The organism is Caballeronia sp. dw_19, assembly GCF_018449515.1.
GTDB lineage: Bacteria > Pseudomonadota > Gammaproteobacteria > Burkholderiales > Burkholderiaceae > Caballeronia.
The window spans coordinates 34,471-52,763 of the sequence record NZ_JAAVUQ010000031.1; the positions used below are offsets into that span (position 1 = coordinate 34,471).

The following is an 18,293-nucleotide window of genomic DNA, read 5'->3' on the forward strand; positions in this document are numbered from 1 at the left end:
TCTCTTAGTGTTTCAGACCGCCATAGCGGTCCTCGCGGATCACGCGCGGCGTGATTTCGCGCGGCTCGATCGTCACTGGCTGGTACACGACGCGCTTCTCTTCGGGGTCGTAACGCATTTCGACATAACCCGACACCGGGAAGTCCTTGCGGAACGGATGACCGATAAAACCGTAGTCGGTGAGAATGCGGCGCAGGTCGGGGTGGCCTTCGAAGACGATACCGAACAGGTCGAATGCTTCCCGCTCGTACCAGTTCGCCGATGACCAGACGTCGACTGCCGACGGAACGATAGGCACTTCGTCGTCCGGTGCAAACACGCGCACGCGCAGACGCCAGTTGTTCGCGATCGAAAGAAGATGGAGGACGGCCGCGAAACGCGGGCCTTCGTAGGCGCCTTCGCCGTACGTGGAGTAGTCGACGCCGCACAGGTCGACGAGTTGTTCGAAGCCGAGCGAACGGTCGTCGCGCAGCTTGAGTATCACGTCGGCGTAGTTCGCCGCTTTGACGACGATGGTCAGTTGCCCGAGCGAGTCGGTGATGCTTTGCAGGCGGTCGCCGAACGCCGCCTCGAGGTTCGCTTTCAGGGTCTCGAGTTTGCTTGCCATATTGGGGAGGCTCTGGCCTTGGTGACGCTTAATGGGACTTCAGGGACTTCAACAACGCTGACTGGCGTGCCTAATCTGTGCCATGAGTGCGCCATGACCTATCGGCGCACATACTAACGACAATTACTGGCGAGCGATCGTGCTGGTGCGACGAATCTTCGCCTGCAACTGAATCACGCCATACACCAGCGCTTCAGCCGTCGGCGGGCACCCGGGCACGTAGACATCGACCGGTACGATCCGGTCACATCCGCGCACGACCGAATACGAATAGTGGTAGTAACCACCGCCGTTGGCGCACGAACCCATGGAGATGACCCAGCGCGGCTCGGCCATCTGGTCGTAGACCTTGCGCAGTGCCGGCGCCATTTTGTTGCATAGCGTGCCGGCGACGATCATCACGTCCGACTGCCGCGGACTCGGACGAAACACGACGCCGAAACGGTCCAGATCGTAGCGGGCAGCGCCCGCGTGCATCATCTCGACCGCACAACACGCCAAGCCGAACGTCATGGGCCACAGCGAACCCGTGCGCGTCCAGTTGATCAGTTTGTCAGCCGTGGTGGTGACAAACCCTTCCTTCAAGACCCCTTCGATACTCATTTGCTTTCACTCCAGATGAGCAGCCAGCCATAGCCGCCCAGCAATCCGGTGATCTTCAACCCGCCCGTTATACCGTTACTCCCAGTCCAGCCCACCCTTTCTCCAGATGTAGGCAAAACCAAGCAGAAACTCGAGCAGAAAAACCATCATTGACAGGAAACCGGGCCAGCCGATGTCGCGCAGGGCAACGCCCCACGGAAACAGGAACGCGGTCTCGAGATCGAAAATAATGAACAGAATAGCGACGAGATAGTAACGCACATCGAACTTCATACGCGCGTCTTCGAATGCCTCGAAGCCGCACTCGTAAGGCGCGTTCTTTTCAGTGTCAGGCTTATTGGGACCGAGGATCTTACCGATGCTGACCAGCGCAATACCTAGACCGGTACCTACGACAAGGAACAGAAAGACGGGATAATAGGCTGAGAGATTCACGACTATCCTCAAATCGGTTTGATCTGGTGTGCCGGCCGGGACGACTGCCCGACCGATTTTCAACTAAAGCCGAGAAACTTGCACAAGAGACCTTGAGCAGATTTTCACTCGCCAGAAGTGACAATGCCAGCCGAAGCAATGCATGCGGCTGGCATTGGATAACTTTTGGTGCCGACGGCGAGACTCGAACTCGCACAGCTTTCGCCACTACCCCCTCAAGATAGCGTGTCTACCAATTTCACCACGTCGGCACTGTCTTGAAATCCGGAAAAACAACTTCTTATTGCCGGGAATCGCTTCAAGAACAAAATTATAACCGGGTTAACCAGTTTGTTCAACGCACAAAAAGCGATCCAGGCGAAAAATTATTTCGGAACGTCAGAGCCAGGACCCGACGATGCGACAGGTGCCGAAGCCGCTGCCGACCCCGATGCGCCAACTGCCGGATGGGTTGCGGGCGCGGTCACTGCCGCCCCGCCCAGCAAGCCTGCGGAGGCCGCCGGCTTGTAGCTGCCAAGGTACGTCAACGTCAGTGTCGAGATGAAAAACACGGCTGCAAGCACAGCTGTTGTACGCGACAGGAAGTTGGCCGAACCGGTTGCCCCGAACAGGCTTCCCGACGCCCCACTACCGAAGGCCGCGCCCATGTCGGCACCCTTACCGTGCTGCAGCAATACCAGCCCGATAACACCAAACGCCGACAACAACTGGACGACGATAATCAAAGTCTTTAAATACAGCATTCCGTTCACCCGACTCTTTTAATGTTCACATGACACTGTTGCGTCATGCTTTTAATGCTTACATTTTCGAAAGCTTAAACTCGGCGATTAAACCGAAACGTTTTGTGCCGCCTGACAAATCGCAAGGAAATCGTTCGACTTCAGCGATGCACCGCCAATCAATCCGCCGTCGATGTCCTGTTGAGCGAATAACTCTTCCGCGTTCTCCGGCTTGACGCTGCCGCCGTATAACACCGGGACGCCCGCCACTGCCGCGCTCTTGCCCACCAGTTGCGCGCGCAGGAATGCGTGAACCTGTTGCGCCTGCGCTGTCGTCGCGCTTTTCCCAGAGCCGATCGCCCAGACCGGCTCATACGCCACGACGATCTTCGCCGCCTGGGCTTCGCTCAGCACCCGCAACACCGCTTCCAGTTGCGTACCGACCACTTGTTCTGTCAAACCCTTGTCACGCTGTTCCAGCGTTTCGCCCACACATACGATAGGCGTCAGCCCCGCTTCCAGGGCTCGCTGCGCCTTCACCGCGACCAGGTCCGAATGCTCGCCGTGATAGGCGCGCCGCTCCGAGTGACCCACGATCGCGAATGTTGCATCAAAATCCGCCGCCATGCCTGCGGCGACTTCGCCGGTATAAGCACCCTGCGTGTGGGCTGACACGTCCTGAACACCCCACGCGACCACCGATCCGCCCAGCAGCGCCTGCGCCTGCGCCAGATACGGCGTGGGCACGCAAACCGCTGTGCGCACGCCCTTCTGCAAGATCGCGGCGCCGGCGGCCACGGCTTGCATCAAGACCGCGTTCTCAGCCAGACGGCCGTGCATCTTCCAGTTACCGACCACCAGCTTGGCGCGTTTGGCTTGTTCTTTCGGCATTTGTCTCGTCGTAGCAGCGAGGCTGCCGATCATTGAAATAGAAAAATTGGAACTTTCGGAGGCAACGCGCCAGCACAACATGCAATTTTACTGTGCGCGGCGGAAAACGGTCAAACACGCGCTTAAACAACGCGGTCAAACGACGTAATCTGATCCGTCGCCCATTTCAACTCCGGGGTCCGGAATCAGGCGACCTGACTCCAGTCCAGCATGATCTTGCCAATGTGCGTACTACCTTCCATCAACGCGTGTGCGGCGGCGGCCTGATCGGCGGGGAAAACCTGGTGAATGACAGGCTTGATCCGTCCCGCTTCGATTTCCGGCCACACCTGCGTCTTCAGTTGCACCGCGACCCTGCCCTTGAACGCGACCGAGCGTGGCCGCAATGTGGAACCGGTGATTACCAGACGGCGGCGCAGCACTTCGTTGAGGTTGATCTCGGCCTTCGAACCACCCAGGGTTGCGATGACCACCACCCGGCCGCCGTCGGCCAGCGCCTTCAGCTCGCGCGGAAGATAGTCGCCGGCGACCATGTCGAGGATCACATCGACACCGCGGTCGTTCGTCAGCGACTTCACCACGTCAACGAAATCTTCCGTGTTGTAGTTGATCGCGCGTTCCGCACCCAGCTTTTCGCACGCCTGACACTTTTCGTCGTTTCCGGCCGTCACGAACACGCGATGCCCCAACGCCTTTGCTATCTGGATAGCCGTCACGCCAATGCCACTCGACCCGCCCTGGATCAGCAACGTTTCTTCCGCGCCGTTCTCGCCCTTGCCCAGATGCGCGCGTTCGAACACGTTACTCCAGACCGTGAAGAACGTTTCCGGCAGCGACGCCGCCTCGATATCCGTCAACCCCTTCGGCACCGGCAGGCATTGCTCGAGCGGCGCGCACGCGTATTCGGCGTAACCGCCGCCCGCGAGCAGCGCGCACACGCGGTCCCCTGCTTTCAAACCGAACGGATTGTGCTTCGGATCGAAGTCACCGCGCACGATCTCACCCGCGACCTCCAGCCCCGGCAGATCCGACGCGCCCGGCGGCGGCGCATAACCCCCCTTGCGCTGGAACACGTCTGGACGATTCACGCCCGATGCCGCGACCTTGATCAGCACTTCGCCGGCCTTCGGCTCCGGCATCGGACGCTCGCCCAGCTTCAGTACGTCGGGTGCGCCAAACTCGGTGATTTCGATGGCTTTCATCTGCTTGTTCCCTTCAAGTCACACGCGCGTAACACCGATGCATAACCCCATGGCATTGCGGGCTCACTCAGCCGAACCCCGCAATAACATCGAATCACATCCGAACCATCACATTGCACCATCGCATTCAAAAATGGCCGGCGCGCGACCTTCACGCGCCGGCCACTCCGAACTTACCGCATTACTGCTGCGTCGGCTGGATCGGTTCGATAGGCGCGCCGCCTTCATTCAGCAAAGCCTTCGCCGACAAACGGACACGACCCTTTTCGTCTGTCTGGATGACCTTGACCTTCACGATCTGGCCTTCCTTCAGGTAGTCGTTGATGTCCTTGATGCGCTCGTTGACGATTTCCGAGATGTGCAGCAGACCATCCTTACCCGGAAGAATATTCACGATTGCACCGAAGTCCAGCAATTTGAGTACCGGGCCTTCGTAGACCTGACCCACTTCCACTTCAGCCGTGATGTTCTCAATGCGCTTCTTCGCTTCCGCCATGCCTTCGCTGCTCGTGCTGGCGATAGTCACCACGCCGTCATCGGAAATGTCGATGGTCGTGTTGGTTTCTTCGGTCAACGCACGGATCACCGAACCGCCCTTGCCGATCACGTCGCGGATCTTCTCCGGATTGATCTTCATGGTGATCATGCGCGGCGCGTAGTCCGACAGGTTCGTGTTCGTACCCGGAACAGCGGTCGTCATCTTGCCCAGGATATGCATGCGGCCTTCCTTCGCCTGCGCGAGCGCGACCTGCATGATTTCCTTCGTAATGCCCTGGATCTTGATGTCCATCTGCAGTGCCGTCACGCCTTGCGCCGTGCCCGCCACCTTGAAGTCCATGTCGCCGAGGTGATCTTCGTCGCCCAGGATGTCCGTCAGCACCGCGAACTTGTTGCCTTCGAGGATCAGGCCCATCGCGATACCCGCGACGTGCGCCTTCATGGGCACGCCGGCGTCCATCAGCGCGAGACAGCCGCCGCAAACCGAAGCCATCGACGAAGAGCCGTTCGATTCCGTGATTTCCGACACCACGCGAATGGAGTAGCCGAATTCCTCGGCGCTCGGCAGCACTGCCACCAATGCGCGCTTCGCCAGACGGCCGTGACCGATTTCACGGCGCTTCGGCGAACCGACGCGACCCGTTTCGCCGGTCGCGAACGGAGGCATGTTGTAGTGAAGCATGAAGCGTTCGCGATACTCGCCTTCGAGCGCGTCGATGTTCTGTTCGTCGCCCTTCGTGCCCAGCGTCGCGATCACGAGCGCTTGCGTTTCGCCGCGCGTGAACAACGCCGAACCGTGCGTACGCGGCAGCACGCCGGTACGGATTTCGATCGGACGGACGGTGCGGGTGTCGCGGCCGTCAATACGCGGTTCGCCGTTCAGGATCTGCGTACGGACGATCTTCGCTTCGATGTCGAACATCACGTTGCCGATGGTCGCCTTGTCAGCGGGCGTTTCGCCCTTGGCAACGGCTTCTTCGGTCAGCTTTGCGGTCGTCGATGCGTAGACTTCCTTCAGCTTTGCGGTGCGAGCCGATTTGTCGCGGATCTGGTACACGGCATTCAGATCGGCTTGAGCGAGTTCCGCCACGCGTGCGATCAACGGCTCGTTCTTCGGTGCCGGCGCCCAATCCCATTCCGGCTTGCCACCTTCGGCAACCAGTTCATGGATTGCGTCGATAGCGATTTGCATCTGATCGTGACCGAACACAACAGCGGCCAGCATGACTTCTTCGGTCAGTTGCTGCGCTTCCGATTCCACCATCAGCACCGCGCGTTCCGTACCGGCGACGATCAAATCGAGCGCCGATTCCTTCATTTGCGGACGCGTCGGGTTCAGGACGAATTCGTTATTGATATACGCGACGCGGGCAGCACCCACCGGGCCGTTGAACGGCAGGCCGGAGATAGCCAGCGCGGCCGACGCGCCGATCAGCGCGGGGATGTCGGCGGGCACATCGGGATTCAGTGACAGCACGTGAATCACGACCTGGACTTCGTTGTAATAGCCTTCCGGGAACAACGGGCGCAACGGACGATCGATCAGGCGCGAGATCAGCGTTTCGCCTTCTGACGGACGGCCTTCGCGACGGAAGAAACCACCCGGGATCTTGCCGGCTGCGTAGGTCTTTTCCAGATAATCGACGGTCAACGGGAAGAAATCCTGGCCCGGCTTTGCCGTCTTCGCGCCGACAACCGTCGCGAGCACCACGGTATCTTCAATATCAACGATCACGGCGCCGCTTGCCTGGCGCGCGATTTCACCTGTTTCCAGGCGTACGTTGTGTTGTCCCCACTTGAATTCCTTGACGATCTTTTTAAACATTCTCACTCCTTCTTCGTTATGCCTCGCGCTTGTTCGAGCGTGTTGTCGTGGACTCCGGAGCATCCGGAGCCCGTGCACGCGCTGAAAAAACGGCGAAGCCAAGCGATGACCGGAACCGCGCGAAAAGAGGGGTGTATGTCATTCCAACGCAACACGACACGCGATGCGCATGACGCGCTGGAATGACACAAAGCTCTGCCGCGAGGCCCGGTCCTGTAGTCGAATCGGCTTCCGATCCGGGGTTGGCTTTAATGCAAGCCTTCGATATTTCCCGCTACTTTCACTTCTGCGCCCATGAAGAGCGCGCCGTTCAAAAACAAAATGCCTGTATCAGCAAACTGACACAGGCATTTCGTTGTGAACGCTGGCCGCTTACTTACGCAGGCCCAGCTTCTCGATCAGCGTGCGATAACGATCAGCGTCTTTGCCCTTGAGGTAATCGAGCAGCTTACGACGGCGGCTCACCATGCGCAGCAGGCCGCGGCGGCTGTGGTGATCCTTCGTGTGAGCCTTGAAGTGAACGGTCAGTTCATTGATACGGGTGGTCAGCAGTGCAACCTGCACTTCTGGCGATCCGGTGTCATTAGCGGCGCGCGCGTATTCTGCGACGACGTCGGACTTCTTTGCATGAGCAGCAACTACGGTAGACATTTGATTTTCCTTTGAAACGGACAGGCGGTCACGGAAGAAGGGCCGTGCCGTGGGTTTTCTACATCTGTCCTCAGCCGCCGAAACTTGATCTCGACCTTGGACTTCCTTGCCGGACGGGCCTGAGGAACGCTTTAAACGGGCTTTGCAACCCACAATTCCGCTCAACCCGGAGTACGGCAAGTCGCGAATTATAGCACAGCAACTTTTGCCGTCGACCGGGTTCGAGACGACGGGTGAAATGATGCAATAGGCCTGCGCCCAAGCTTATTGTTTTTACGACGCCGGGCGTTTCATCTGGCAGGTGGTCGGCATCGCGGTCTGGGCGGCCGGGATCTTGAGCAGCGTCCGAAAGCCAAAGCCGGAACCTTCGTTGTCGAAACGCACACCACGCACGCCGGCCGAACCCGCCTTATCCATTTCGATCACGTAAAGGGGCTGGATCAGTTGATGGTCGGCGGCGCGCATTTCTATCGTCTGGAAACCCTTGTCCAGCGTCATGCCTTCCAGCGCGTGCGCGACCGCGGCCGGGTCGGTGCTGTGCGCTTTCTCCATGGCCTGCGCCAGCATCTCGATCATGAGCGGCATGCGCAGGAAGAGGTAATCGTCGGCAGGCGCGGGGAAACGGGCGCGGAACGCTTCGTAATAAGCATCCGACGCCGTGCCGCCTGTGTTCGGATGCCAGTCGGCCACCGCCACGACATGTTTTGCGCCGGCGTCGCCCAGAGCGGCGGGCGCGCCCAGGCTGTTGCCATAGAACGTATAGAAATGCGTGTCGAGTCCTTGTTCGCGAGCGGCCTTGACGAGCAGCGTCAGGTCGTTGCCCCAGTTGCCGGTGATCACCGCGTCGGCGCCGCTTGCGCGGATCTTGGCAATGTACGGCGCGAAGTCCTTCACGCGGCCGGCGGGGATGAATTCATCGGCGACGATCGCGATGTCCGGACGGCGCTCCTTCAACGCTCGCTGGGCTTCATGGCTGACATCGTGGCCAAAGCTGTAGTCCTGGTTGAACAAATAGACTTTCTTCACCGATTGATCGCGCTGGATGACATCGGCGAGCGCATTCATGCGCATGCCGGCGTGGGCATCGAAGCGGAAATGCCAGAAGCTGCAATCCGCATTGGTGAGCGCGGGGTCGTCGGCGGAATAATTGAGGAACACCACGCGATGCCCGGGATCGCGGGCATTTTGTTTATTGATCGCGTCGATGAGCGCCGCGGCAACCGCCGAACTATTGCCCTGCATGACAAAGCCAATATTCTGGTCGATGGCCGCACGCAACTGGACAAGGCTGGCTTCGCTGCTGCCCTTGCCGTCGAGGACCACGAGTTGCAGCGGGTGTTTGCCATCGGGCAAGGTGACGCCGCCGTTCGCGTTCACGCGCTCCACACCGAAGCGCAGATTGCGCTCGACGGCCGCGCCCGCGTTGGCGAACGGTCCCGACATGCCTTCGATCATCGCGATTCGAATGGGGGGCAAACCGGGAGCGGCATCCGTCGCGCACGCGGGGGCGACCAACACGCTGCCAACACATGAAGCCACCAGCAACGAACCACCCAGGCGCTTACCGGCGCGCAATGCGCGGCCGAGCAAGCCGAACCACCCCGCCGGCAGGAACCGATTACCTGCCCTGAAAGAAACCACGCGCCGCAAACCGAGACCCATACAGTCCATTACAGTTCATCCGTGAATAAATGACGCCGAACATGACAGCAAAGCGAATCGCGGATCATAGGGCGTTCGGCACGCTGCATGCAACCGCCCAGGAAAATGCGAACGGAAATGGAATAGCTACCCGAGCCCGCGCGTTCCAGCTATAACCGCAAGCACGCTCTGACCGAAGGACGAACCGGCGACCGCAATCAAAACCGCCCGCCTACCGCGTGTCAAAATAAGCGACACAACGCAGATCACCAGAAAAACCCACAACCAATCGTGGATACAGCGTGGAAACGAATACGAAGGAGGCTTCGATGTTGAGCAAGGCAATACGAAAACCCGCGGCAGCAATGGCGCTCGCCCTGCTGCTTACGGCGTGCGCGCAGCCGTGGCAGAACTACCAGGCTGGCGCCGACTCATCGACCATCACGGCAAAGCTGGGGCCGCCGAAAGAGGTCTATGACCTGCCGACTGGCGGCAAGCGCCTGATGTGGCCGACCCAACCGCTGGGCGAGGTGACGACGGCGGCGGATATCGACGCATCGGGAAAGATCGTGAGCGTGCGGCAGGTCCTCGATGAAAACGAGTTCTACAAAGCGCAGATCGGCACCTGGACGCGCAAGGACGTGCTGATCAACTTCGGCCGTCCGGAGGAGACGTCCTACTTCCCATTGATGAAACGCGAGGTATGGACGTACCGGTACATGGAGGCAAACGTCTGGTACATGATGTACAGCTTTTACTTCGATGACCAGGGCACGCTCCGCCTGACGCAAAAAACGCCCGACCCGCTTCACGATCCCGACGCCCGGAATTTCTTCTGATTTCTCTGAAAAGTACCGAAGAACTCTGTTGTCGACGAAAAAATGCCGCCCGAAAAAGCGGCATTTTTTTACGCCTGGACTGCCGGAACCTTTTAATAAAAAGTGATTCGCAAGGTTAATCGCGGCGCAGCAATGACGCCGGAAGCCCGTTTCCAGCGATAATTTGACCGTTGCAGTGCTGTACCTCTCGTTACGCTTTGGAGCTGATACCCATGCATCGACCTAAACGCATGCTGGCTGAGAACGCCGACTGGGCGGCTGAAATTGCCGCCAGCGACCCGGATTTCTTCGAAACACTGGCACAGGGTCAAAGTCCGACCGTGCTGTGGCTGGGATGCTCCGACAGCCGTGTGCCGGCCGAAACCATCACGCACTCGAAGCCCGGTGATTTATTCGTCCATCGCAACATCGCGAACCTCTTTTCTCCGGACGATGACAACACCATGAGCGTCCTCGAATACGCGGTGAGGGTGCTGAAAGTGGACCACGTGATTGTGTGCGGACACTACGGCTGCGGGGGCGTGCGTGCGTCGTTGCTGCCGTTGTCCGACGCCCTGCCCCACGTCAACCGCCGCATTGCCCCGCTGTGCACGCTGGCGCGTGAGCACAGCAGCGAACTCGACGCAATGAGCACGATGGATTCGCGCATCGACCGGCTGGCGGAACTGAGCGTGCTTGAACAAGTGGGCGCGCTACGTGACACGCCCATCGTGCGCGACGCCGAACGTCCACCACGCGTTCACGGCTGGATCTTCGGTCTGCGCGACGGCCGCATCAAGGTGCTTTCGTCCGGAGACCCCGCCGATTCCGATACGGACACCGCGGGCGAGCCCACCGGCTCTTCAAATGCAGCCGCGAAAGCGGCATGACCCGCACCGGCGCCAAGCACGTGATCGAAACCGCCGGCTTGCTGTCGGGCATAAAGCTGCAATGAAAAACGGCCCTCGCTTTTGGCGAGAGCCGTTTTTTAACCGATGAAGCGCCGGATACGCGCCTCAATCGAATCAATCACTCAATCGAATCAATTTAGGAAAGCTGCGGATTCAGCTTCTCGACCTTCGAATGCAGCTTGTTCAGTGCCGCGAGATATGCCTTCGCCGACGCCGCCACGATATCCGGGTCCGTGCCCACGCCGTTCACGATCCGGCCGCTCTTCGACAAACGCACGGTCACTTCGCCCTGAGCCTGCGTACCCGTGGTAATGGCGTTCACCGAATACAGCACCAGCTCGGCGCCGCTCGTCACCTTCGATTCGATCGCGTGCAGCGTGGCATCGACCGGGCCGTTACCTCGCGATTCACCCTGCACTTCGATACCATCGACCGCAAACACCACACGCGCATGCGGCTGCTCACCCGTTTCCGAATGCTGAGCCAGCGACACGAAGCGGAACGTTTCCTTCGCCTGCATTTCCGCTGATTCTTCGGAGACGATCGCCATGATGTCTTCATCGAAGATCTCGGATTTACGATCGGCGAGTTCCTTGAAGCGCACGAACGCGGCGTTCACATCCGTTTCCGATTCCAGCGTCACGCCGAGATCTTCCAGGCGCTGCTTGAACGCGTTACGACCCGACAACTTGCCGAGCACGATCTTGTTGGTCGCCCAGCCCACGTCTTCGGCACGCATGATCTCGTAGGTATCGCGCGCTTTGAGCACGCCATCCTGGTGAATGCCGGAAGCATGCGCAAACGCGTTCGCGCCGACCACAGCCTTGTTCGGCTGCACGACAAAACCGGTGATCTGCGAGACGAGCTTCGAGGTCGGCACAATATGCGTTGTATCGATACCGAGTTCCAGCCCGTAGTAATCCTTGCGCGTTTTCATCGCCATCACGACTTCTTCCAGCGCCGTGTTGCCCGCGCGCTCGCCGAGGCCGTTGATGGTGCACTCAATCTGACGCGCGCCGCCGATATGCACGCCGGCCAGGGAATTCGCGACCGCCATGCCGAGGTCATCGTGGCAATGCACGGACCACACCGCCTTGTCCGAATTCGGCACGCGTTCGCGGATGGTCTTGATCAGGTTGCCGTAGCCTTCCGGCACGGCGTAGCCAACCGTATCGGGAATATTGATGATGGTCGCGCCTTCATCGATCACTGCTTCCAGCACGCGGCACAGGAAATCGAGATCCGAACGGCTGCCGTCTTCCGGCGAGAACTCGACGTCGTCGGTGAACTTGCGCGCGAAACGCGTGGCGAGACGCGCCTGCTCGTAGACCTGATCCGCGCTCATGCGCAGCTTCTTTTCCATATGCAGCGCCGACGTGGCAATGAACGTATGGATACGGAAGTGATCGGCGGGCTTCAGAGCATCGGCGGCGCGCTGGATGTCTTTATCGTTGGCGCGGGCCAGCGAGCAGATCGTGCTGTCCTTGATCAGGCCGGCAATGGTATGAATGGCGTCGAAATCGCCGTTCGAGCTGGCCGCAAAGCCTGCTTCGATCACATCGACCTTCATCCGTTCGAGCGCCTTCGCGATCCGGATCTTCTCGTCCTTCGTCATCGACGCGCCGGGGGATTGCTCGCCATCGCGCAAGGTCGTGTCGAAAATGATCAGTTTGTCTGCCATGTCGGGCTCCAGTGGGGAGTTTTAGAGTGTTGAAAACGGTGGGGAAAAACAATACGGAATCCGGGTGTTCGCGCCACCGCTGGCGTCGAAAACCACGAACGAGCAGACGGGAGGCGGGAAGCTTAGCGCGGCAGGCGCGCTAGTAGCGGTAGCGCGCGTAGCGGCGCACCAGCTAGGAAAAACGAGAGGGGATGGGCGAAAAAAATCATTTGCAGACTATAACGAGATTTTTGGGAGCGTGCAATTGGGCTTTCCGATCGATCCGATTGACTTTACCCGCATGGTTTTGGACCACGCGGCGCCCAAAAGCAAAAAGCGCGCACCGGGTTCAAGCCGATGCGCGCGGTTCTTTCAATGCGCTTTTTCAGACGATCTGGCCGGATTCGGCCGGCCGCGTATGGCCATGTACCCCCACCATGCGTAACCGGAAAAACCGTACAACACGAACAAGCCGAACAACATCAACGGCGGATCCGACGACACCAGCACAAACGCCACCACCACCAGCAGCACGCCGGCGAACGGGACACGAAAGCGCACATCGAGCGCCTTGCCGCTGTAGAACGGTGCGTTCGATACCATCGTGACACCGGCATAGATGGTCAGCGCAAACGCCACCCACGGCAGCCAGACCAGCTTCAGCGGCACGCGGTTGTCGGTAGCGAGCCACACGAAACCCGCGATCAGCGCCGCCGCTGCCGGGCTCGGCAGGCCCTGGAAATAGCGTTTATCGACCACGCCTACGTTCGTATTGAAGCGCGCAAGACGCAATGCCGCACCCGAGCAATAGACGAACGCCGCGAGCCAGCCCCAGCGGCCCAGGTCCTTCAGGATCCATTCGTACATCACCAGCGCGGGCGCCACGCCAAACGAGACCATGTCCGAGAGGCTGTCGAACTGCTCGCCGAACGCGCTCTGCGTATGCGTCATGCGCGCGACCCGGCCGTCCATGCCATCCAGCACCATGGCTACGAAGATCGCGATGGCCGCGATCTCGAAGCGCACGTTCATAGCCTGAACGACCGCGAAAAAGCCGCAGAACAACGCGGCCGTGGTGAACGCGTTGGGCAGCAGGTAAATGCCGCGCTTCCTCAAAAACTGTTGCCGCTTCGCACGCCGCGTTTCCAGCACGCCGATGTCCTGCGCCGACTTGTTACGGCGAAACGCCCGTGGGGGTGTTGCCGTGCTTCGCGTTCGGCGCGGTTTGAGTGCCATCGAGTCCTCCGTTGTGCAGCCTGGTTTTACCGCTTTATTTGTACTGATTCTCTGCCGGTTCACTGACTACTCTGCGAACTCAGCAAGGATGGTAGACGAGGCCGACACCTTCTCGCCAATCGCCACCCGCGGACGGCTGCCCACCGGCAGATACACATCGACTCGCGATCCAAAGCGGATAAAGCCATAACGCTGGCCACGGTTAAGCGGCTCGCCAACGTGGACGTAGCACAAAATACGCCGCGCGATCAGTCCGGCGATCTGCACCGAAGTCACCGTATGCCCTGCCGCCGTCTGGATCACGATCGCATTGCGTTCGTTCTCGGTCGAGGCTTTATCGACGGCTGCATTGAGATACGAACCGGGAAAGTACTCGACCTTGCTGATAGCGCCATCGACCGGCGAGCGCTGCGAGTGGACATTGAACACGTTCATGAACACGCTGATCTTCAGCGCTTCGCGGCCCGCGTAAGGGTCGTGCGCGGTTTCCACGGCAACGATACGGCCGTCTGCCGGACACAGCACGGCGTTCGCCTGAACGGGAATCGGCCGGGCGGGGTCACGGAAAAACTGGACGACGAAGATCGTCAATAGCCAGAACGGCCAGGCAAAACCAAAGCCGCCGATGGCCTGGATCAACACGGCAATGACAGCCGCAATGGCAATAAACGGCCAGCCTTCACGCGCGATGATCGGATGTGGATAGTTCATGAACGAGTTCTATGTTTTTAGTAAAACCGTAGGATAGCAAAAGCCGTCCGGCGCCAAGCGACACCGGACGGCTTGCGGTCTTCACCAGGACCGGCATACGAGGCCGGTCGTTCAGCTTTTTAAGTTCTGAAGCTGCTTAGTTCTTCGACTGATCAACCAGCTTGTTTGCCGCGATCCACGGCATCATGGCGCGCAGCTTGGCGCCGACCGTTTCGATCTGGTGCTCAGCCGTCAGGCGGCGGCGCGATTGCAGCGTCGGTGCGCCAGCCTTGTTTTCGATGATGAAGCTCTTTGCGTACTCGCCGGTCTGGATGTCCGTCAGCACTTGCTTCATTGCCTTCTTCGTTTCCGACGTCACGATCTTCGGGCCCGTCACATATTCGCCGTATTCGGCGTTGTTCGAGATCGAGTAGTTCATGTTGGCGATGCCGCCTTCATAGATCAGGTCGACGATCAGCTTCAGTTCGTGCAGGCATTCGAAGTACGCCATTTCCGGCGCGTAACCCGCTTCCACCAGCGTTTCGAAGCCAGCCTTGATCAGGTCGACCGTACCGCCGCACAGCACAGCTTGCTCGCCGAACAAGTCAGTTTCCGTTTCTTCGCGGAAGTTCGTTTCGATAATACCGGCACGGCCGCCGCCGTTCGCTGCTGCATACGACAATGCCACGTCGCGTGCCGCGCCCGACTTGTCTTGTGCCACGGCGATCAGGTGGGGAACGCCGCCGCCCTGGGCGTACGTGCTGCGAACCGTGTGGCCCGGCGCCTTCGGGGCGATCATGATCACGTCGAGGTCGGCACGCGGGATAACCTGGCCGTAATGCACGTTGAAGCCGTGCGCGAATGCCAATGCAGCGCCTTCCTTGGCATTGTCGTGCACTTCGTTCTTGTAGACTTCAGCGATCTGCTCGTCCGGCAGCAGCATCATGACCACGTCCGCGCCCTTCACGGCTTCAGCGACTTCCTTGACCTTCAGGCCGGCCTTCTCAGCCTTGCTCCACGATGCGCCGTTCTTGCGCAGACCGACCGTCACGTTCACACCGCTTTCCTTCAGGTTCAGCGCGTGCGCATGGCCTTGCGAGCCATAACCGATGATCGTGACTTGCTTGCCCTTGATGAGGGAGAGGTCGGCGTCTTTGTCGTAGAAAACTTTCATGGTGGTTCCTTTGCTTGAATTTAGTTTGTGAAATTGGGTGCCAAATAACGCACGCGTTGTTCAGGCGCTCTCAGACCTTCAGGATTCGCTCGCCCCGGCCAATGCCGGAACTGCCTGTGCGCACGGTCTCGAGAATTGCCGTTGCGTCCAGCCCCTGAATAAATGCGTCGAGCTTGTCGCTCGCGCCCGTCAGTTCCATCGTGTAGCTTTTTTCGGTAACGTCGATGATGCGGCCGCGGAAGATGTCCGCCATCCGCTTCATCTCTTCCCGTTCCTTACCGACCGCTCTCACCTTGATCAGCATCAGCTCGCGCTCAATGTGGGCGCCCTCTGTCAGGTCGACCACTTTCACCACCTCGATCAGGCGGTTCAGGTGCTTCGTGATCTGTTCGATCACGTCATCCGAGCCAATGGAAACGATGGTCAGCCGCGACAGCGAACTGTCTTCGGTCGGCGCCACCGTCAAGGTTTCAATGTTGTAGCCACGCGCGGAAAAGAGCCCGACGACACGCGATAACGCGCCCGGTTCGTTTTCCAGCAGCACGGAAATAATGTGTCTCATGATAGGTGCGTTCCTGATTTATCCAGTTAGATAGCTTGTTTTCGCGAGACTCGTGCGCGGCCGGACGTCTTTTGTGGAGACGGGCGCGCGCGAGCCGCGCTTGGGAAAACAGCGTTATAGATCTTCCGATCCGAGCAGCATTTCCGTGATGCCCTTGCCTGCCTGGACCATCGGAAACACGTTTTCGGTGGGATCTGTCTGGAAGTCGAGGAACACCGTGCGATCCTTCAGGCGCAGTGCTTCTTTCAGCGCCGGTTCGACGTCGCGCGTGTGCTCGATGCGCATGCCCACGTGACCATAAGCCTCAGCCAGCTTCACGAAGTCAGGCAGCGCGTCCATGTAAGAACTGGAGTAGCGCTTCTTGTATTCGATCTGCTGCCACTGGCGAACCATGCCGAGATAGCGGTTGTTCAGCGAGATGATCTTGATCGGCGTGTTGTATTGCTTGCACGTCGACAATTCCTGGATGCACATCTGGACCGAGCCTTCGCCCGTGATGCACAAGACCTCGTCGTCCGGGTGCGCCATCTTCACGCCCATGGCCGCCGGCAAGCCGAAGCCCATGGTGCCGAGACCACCTGAATTGATCCATCGGCGCGGCTTGTTGAAGCGATAGAACTGCGCCGCCCACATTTGATGCTGGCCGACGTCCGAACAAACGAATGCTTCGCCGTCGGTCAGTTCCCACGCCTTTTCGACCACGTACTGCGGCTTGATGATCTCGCTTGCACGGTCGAACTTGAGGCAGTCCTTCGAACGCCACGCCTCGATGTCCTTCCACCAGTCGGCCAGCGCCGCCGTGTCCGGACCGTGTTCGGCCGTCTGCAACTGTTCGATCAACTCTTTCAACACTTCCTTCACGTCGCCGACAATCGGAATATCGACCTTCACGCGCTTGGAAATGGACGACGGATCAATGTCGATGTGAATGATCTTCTTCGCATGCGACGCGAAATGCTCCGGATCACCGATCACGCGGTCATCGAAACGCGCGCCGATCGCGATCAGCACATCGCAATGCTGCATGGCCATGTTGGCTTCGTACGTGCCGTGCATGCCGAGCATGCCGAGGAATTTCTTGTTGTCCGCGCGATAACCGCCCAGGCCCATCAGCGTATTCGTCACCGGATAACCAAGCAGGTCGGCGAACTGGTTCAACTCACGCGCCGCATTCGCCAGGATAATGCCGCCGCCCGTGTAGATGTACGGACGCTTCGCCGAGAGCAACAACTGCACGGCCTTGCGGATCTGGCCCGAATGGCCTTTGGTGACCGGATTGTACGAACGCAGCGAGACGGATTTGATTGGTTCGTACTTGCACGGCGTCTTCGACACATCTTTCGGAATGTCGATCAGCACCGGGCCTGGACGTCCCGTCCGGGCGATGTAAAACGCCTTCTTGATGGTCAAAGCAAGCTCGCGCACGTCCTTCACAAGGAAGTTGTGCTTGACGCATGGACGCGTAATGCCGACCGTATCGCATTCCTGGAACGCATCCTGGCCGATTGCCGCGGTAGGAACCTGGCCGCTGATGATCACGAGCGGGATGGAATCCATGTAGGCAGTGGCAATACCGGTCACCGCATTGGTGACGCCGGGGCCAGAGGTCACGAGGCACACGCCGACATTACCCGTGGAGCGCGCGTAGGCGTCAGCGGCATGAACCGCGGCCTGTTCGTGGCGCACGAGGATGTGCTGGATCTGGTCCTGCTTGTACAACTCGTCGTAGATATAGAGTACCGAGCCGCCGGGATAGCCCCAAATGAACTCGACTTTTTCGTCAGCGAGCGCGCGCATGAGCACGGTGCCGCCGATGGATTCAGCTTCGAGGGGGGGAGTCGTATCCGACGTGGAGAATTCCGCGCTGGGCATATTCATACATTCACCTTTCGAATTTTCGGCAAAAAATTGATTGGGTGCTCTCTGCCGGGCTTATGGCTCGGGTTCAAGCGGCGCGTCTAAATGGGAAGCGGGCTTCTTGGGCTCGCCTCAAAGAGACAGTTCACTTTATGATGCGAGTCGGAAACGATAGCCCGAGGCAATAAAGGTCGTCAAGGAAAAATTGCACAATCCTCCCTGAAGCGAGCAGGAATCGCAGCTTAAAGGCTCGGATTTATCCGAAATACTGAAGAAAACTCTGTGTTTCAGCCTGTAACGGCGGCGCATT

At 59.2% G+C, this 18,293-nt stretch carries 17 protein-coding genes and 1 tRNA gene; 2 read left to right on the forward strand and 16 right to left on the reverse strand.

The features are described from left to right. Positions 1-4: 4 nt before the first annotated feature. From HB376_RS30370 to HB376_RS30415, 10 genes are all read right to left on the reverse strand, one after another. Positions 5-607, reverse strand: a complete 603-nt coding sequence (locus HB376_RS30370; RefSeq protein ID WP_213767376.1) for an NADH-quinone oxidoreductase subunit C — start codon at positions 605-607, stop codon at positions 5-7. A 123-nt stretch (positions 608-730) separates the two neighbouring features. After that, on the reverse strand, positions 731-1,210 hold the full coding sequence (locus HB376_RS30375; RefSeq protein WP_027819582.1) for an NADH-quinone oxidoreductase subunit B: 480 nt from the start codon (positions 1,208-1,210) through the stop codon (positions 731-733). A 75-nt stretch (positions 1,211-1,285) separates the two neighbouring features. Next, a complete protein-coding gene (locus HB376_RS30380) occupies positions 1,286-1,645 on the reverse strand; it encodes an NADH-quinone oxidoreductase subunit A (RefSeq protein ID WP_213767377.1) in 360 nt (119 codons plus the stop codon). Between the two features lie 166 nt (positions 1,646-1,811). Continuing rightward, positions 1,812-1,896, reverse strand: a tRNA-Leu gene (locus HB376_RS30385). Between the two features lie 114 nt (positions 1,897-2,010). Further along, positions 2,011-2,388, reverse strand: a complete 378-nt coding sequence (gene secG / locus HB376_RS30390) for a preprotein translocase subunit SecG (RefSeq protein WP_213767378.1) — start codon at positions 2,386-2,388, stop codon at positions 2,011-2,013. Positions 2,389-2,475: 87 nt separating this feature from the next. Continuing rightward, positions 2,476-3,258 (reverse strand): triose-phosphate isomerase, encoded by a 783-nt coding sequence (gene tpiA / locus HB376_RS30395; protein WP_213767379.1) that lies wholly within the window; start codon positions 3,256-3,258, stop codon positions 2,476-2,478. A 185-nt stretch (positions 3,259-3,443) separates the two neighbouring features. Continuing rightward, the gene (locus HB376_RS30400) at positions 3,444-4,460 is read right to left on the reverse strand and encodes an NAD(P)H-quinone oxidoreductase (protein ID WP_213767380.1); all 1,017 of its coding nucleotides are present in this window, start codon (positions 4,458-4,460) and stop codon (positions 3,444-3,446) included. A 181-nt stretch (positions 4,461-4,641) separates the two neighbouring features. Then, positions 4,642-6,789 (reverse strand): polyribonucleotide nucleotidyltransferase, encoded by a 2,148-nt coding sequence (pnp, locus tag HB376_RS30405; protein ID WP_213767381.1) that lies wholly within the window; start codon positions 6,787-6,789, stop codon positions 4,642-4,644. A 366-nt stretch (positions 6,790-7,155) separates the two neighbouring features. After that, positions 7,156-7,434, reverse strand: coding sequence for a 30S ribosomal protein S15 (rpsO, locus tag HB376_RS30410; RefSeq protein ID WP_213767382.1), 279 nt, complete (start codon positions 7,432-7,434; stop codon positions 7,156-7,158). Between the two features lie 273 nt (positions 7,435-7,707). Beyond that, a complete protein-coding gene (locus HB376_RS30415) occupies positions 7,708-9,105 on the reverse strand; it encodes a branched-chain amino acid ABC transporter substrate-binding protein (RefSeq protein ID WP_255631638.1) in 1,398 nt (465 codons plus the stop codon). A gap of 299 nt (positions 9,106-9,404) precedes the next feature. Here HB376_RS30415 and HB376_RS30420 point away from each other — a divergent pair, with 299 nt between their 5' ends. Then, on the forward strand, positions 9,405-9,914 hold the full coding sequence (locus HB376_RS30420) for a hypothetical protein (protein ID WP_213767383.1): 510 nt from the start codon (positions 9,405-9,407) through the stop codon (positions 9,912-9,914). Between the two features lie 212 nt (positions 9,915-10,126). Beyond that, complete coding sequence (locus tag HB376_RS30425) at positions 10,127-10,783, forward strand: carbonic anhydrase (protein ID WP_213767384.1); 657 nt, start codon at positions 10,127-10,129, stop codon at positions 10,781-10,783. Positions 10,784-10,940: 157 nt separating this feature from the next. Here HB376_RS30425 and HB376_RS30430 read toward each other — a convergent pair whose 3' ends face one another. From HB376_RS30430 to HB376_RS30455, 6 genes are all read right to left on the reverse strand, one after another. Continuing rightward, entirely contained in the window at positions 10,941-12,485 is a 1,545-nt protein-coding gene (locus tag HB376_RS30430; RefSeq protein ID WP_213767385.1) for a 2-isopropylmalate synthase, read from the reverse strand. 351 nt (positions 12,486-12,836) lie between these two features. Next, positions 12,837-13,700, reverse strand: coding sequence for a CDP-diacylglycerol--serine O-phosphatidyltransferase (gene pssA, locus HB376_RS30435; protein WP_213767386.1), 864 nt, complete (start codon positions 13,698-13,700; stop codon positions 12,837-12,839). Positions 13,701-13,766: 66 nt separating this feature from the next. Beyond that, on the reverse strand, positions 13,767-14,411 hold the full coding sequence (locus HB376_RS30440; protein ID WP_062084542.1) for a phosphatidylserine decarboxylase: 645 nt from the start codon (positions 14,409-14,411) through the stop codon (positions 13,767-13,769). Positions 14,412-14,547: 136 nt separating this feature from the next. Next, on the reverse strand, positions 14,548-15,564 hold the full coding sequence (gene ilvC, locus HB376_RS30445) for a ketol-acid reductoisomerase (protein WP_213767387.1): 1,017 nt from the start codon (positions 15,562-15,564) through the stop codon (positions 14,548-14,550). 70 nt (positions 15,565-15,634) lie between these two features. Next, a complete protein-coding gene (gene ilvN, locus HB376_RS30450; RefSeq protein ID WP_047844600.1) occupies positions 15,635-16,126 on the reverse strand; it encodes an acetolactate synthase small subunit in 492 nt (163 codons plus the stop codon). 114 nt (positions 16,127-16,240) lie between these two features. After that, a complete protein-coding gene (locus tag HB376_RS30455; RefSeq protein WP_213767388.1) occupies positions 16,241-18,004 on the reverse strand; it encodes an acetolactate synthase 3 catalytic subunit in 1,764 nt (587 codons plus the stop codon). Between the last annotated feature and the right edge of the window lie 289 nt (positions 18,005-18,293).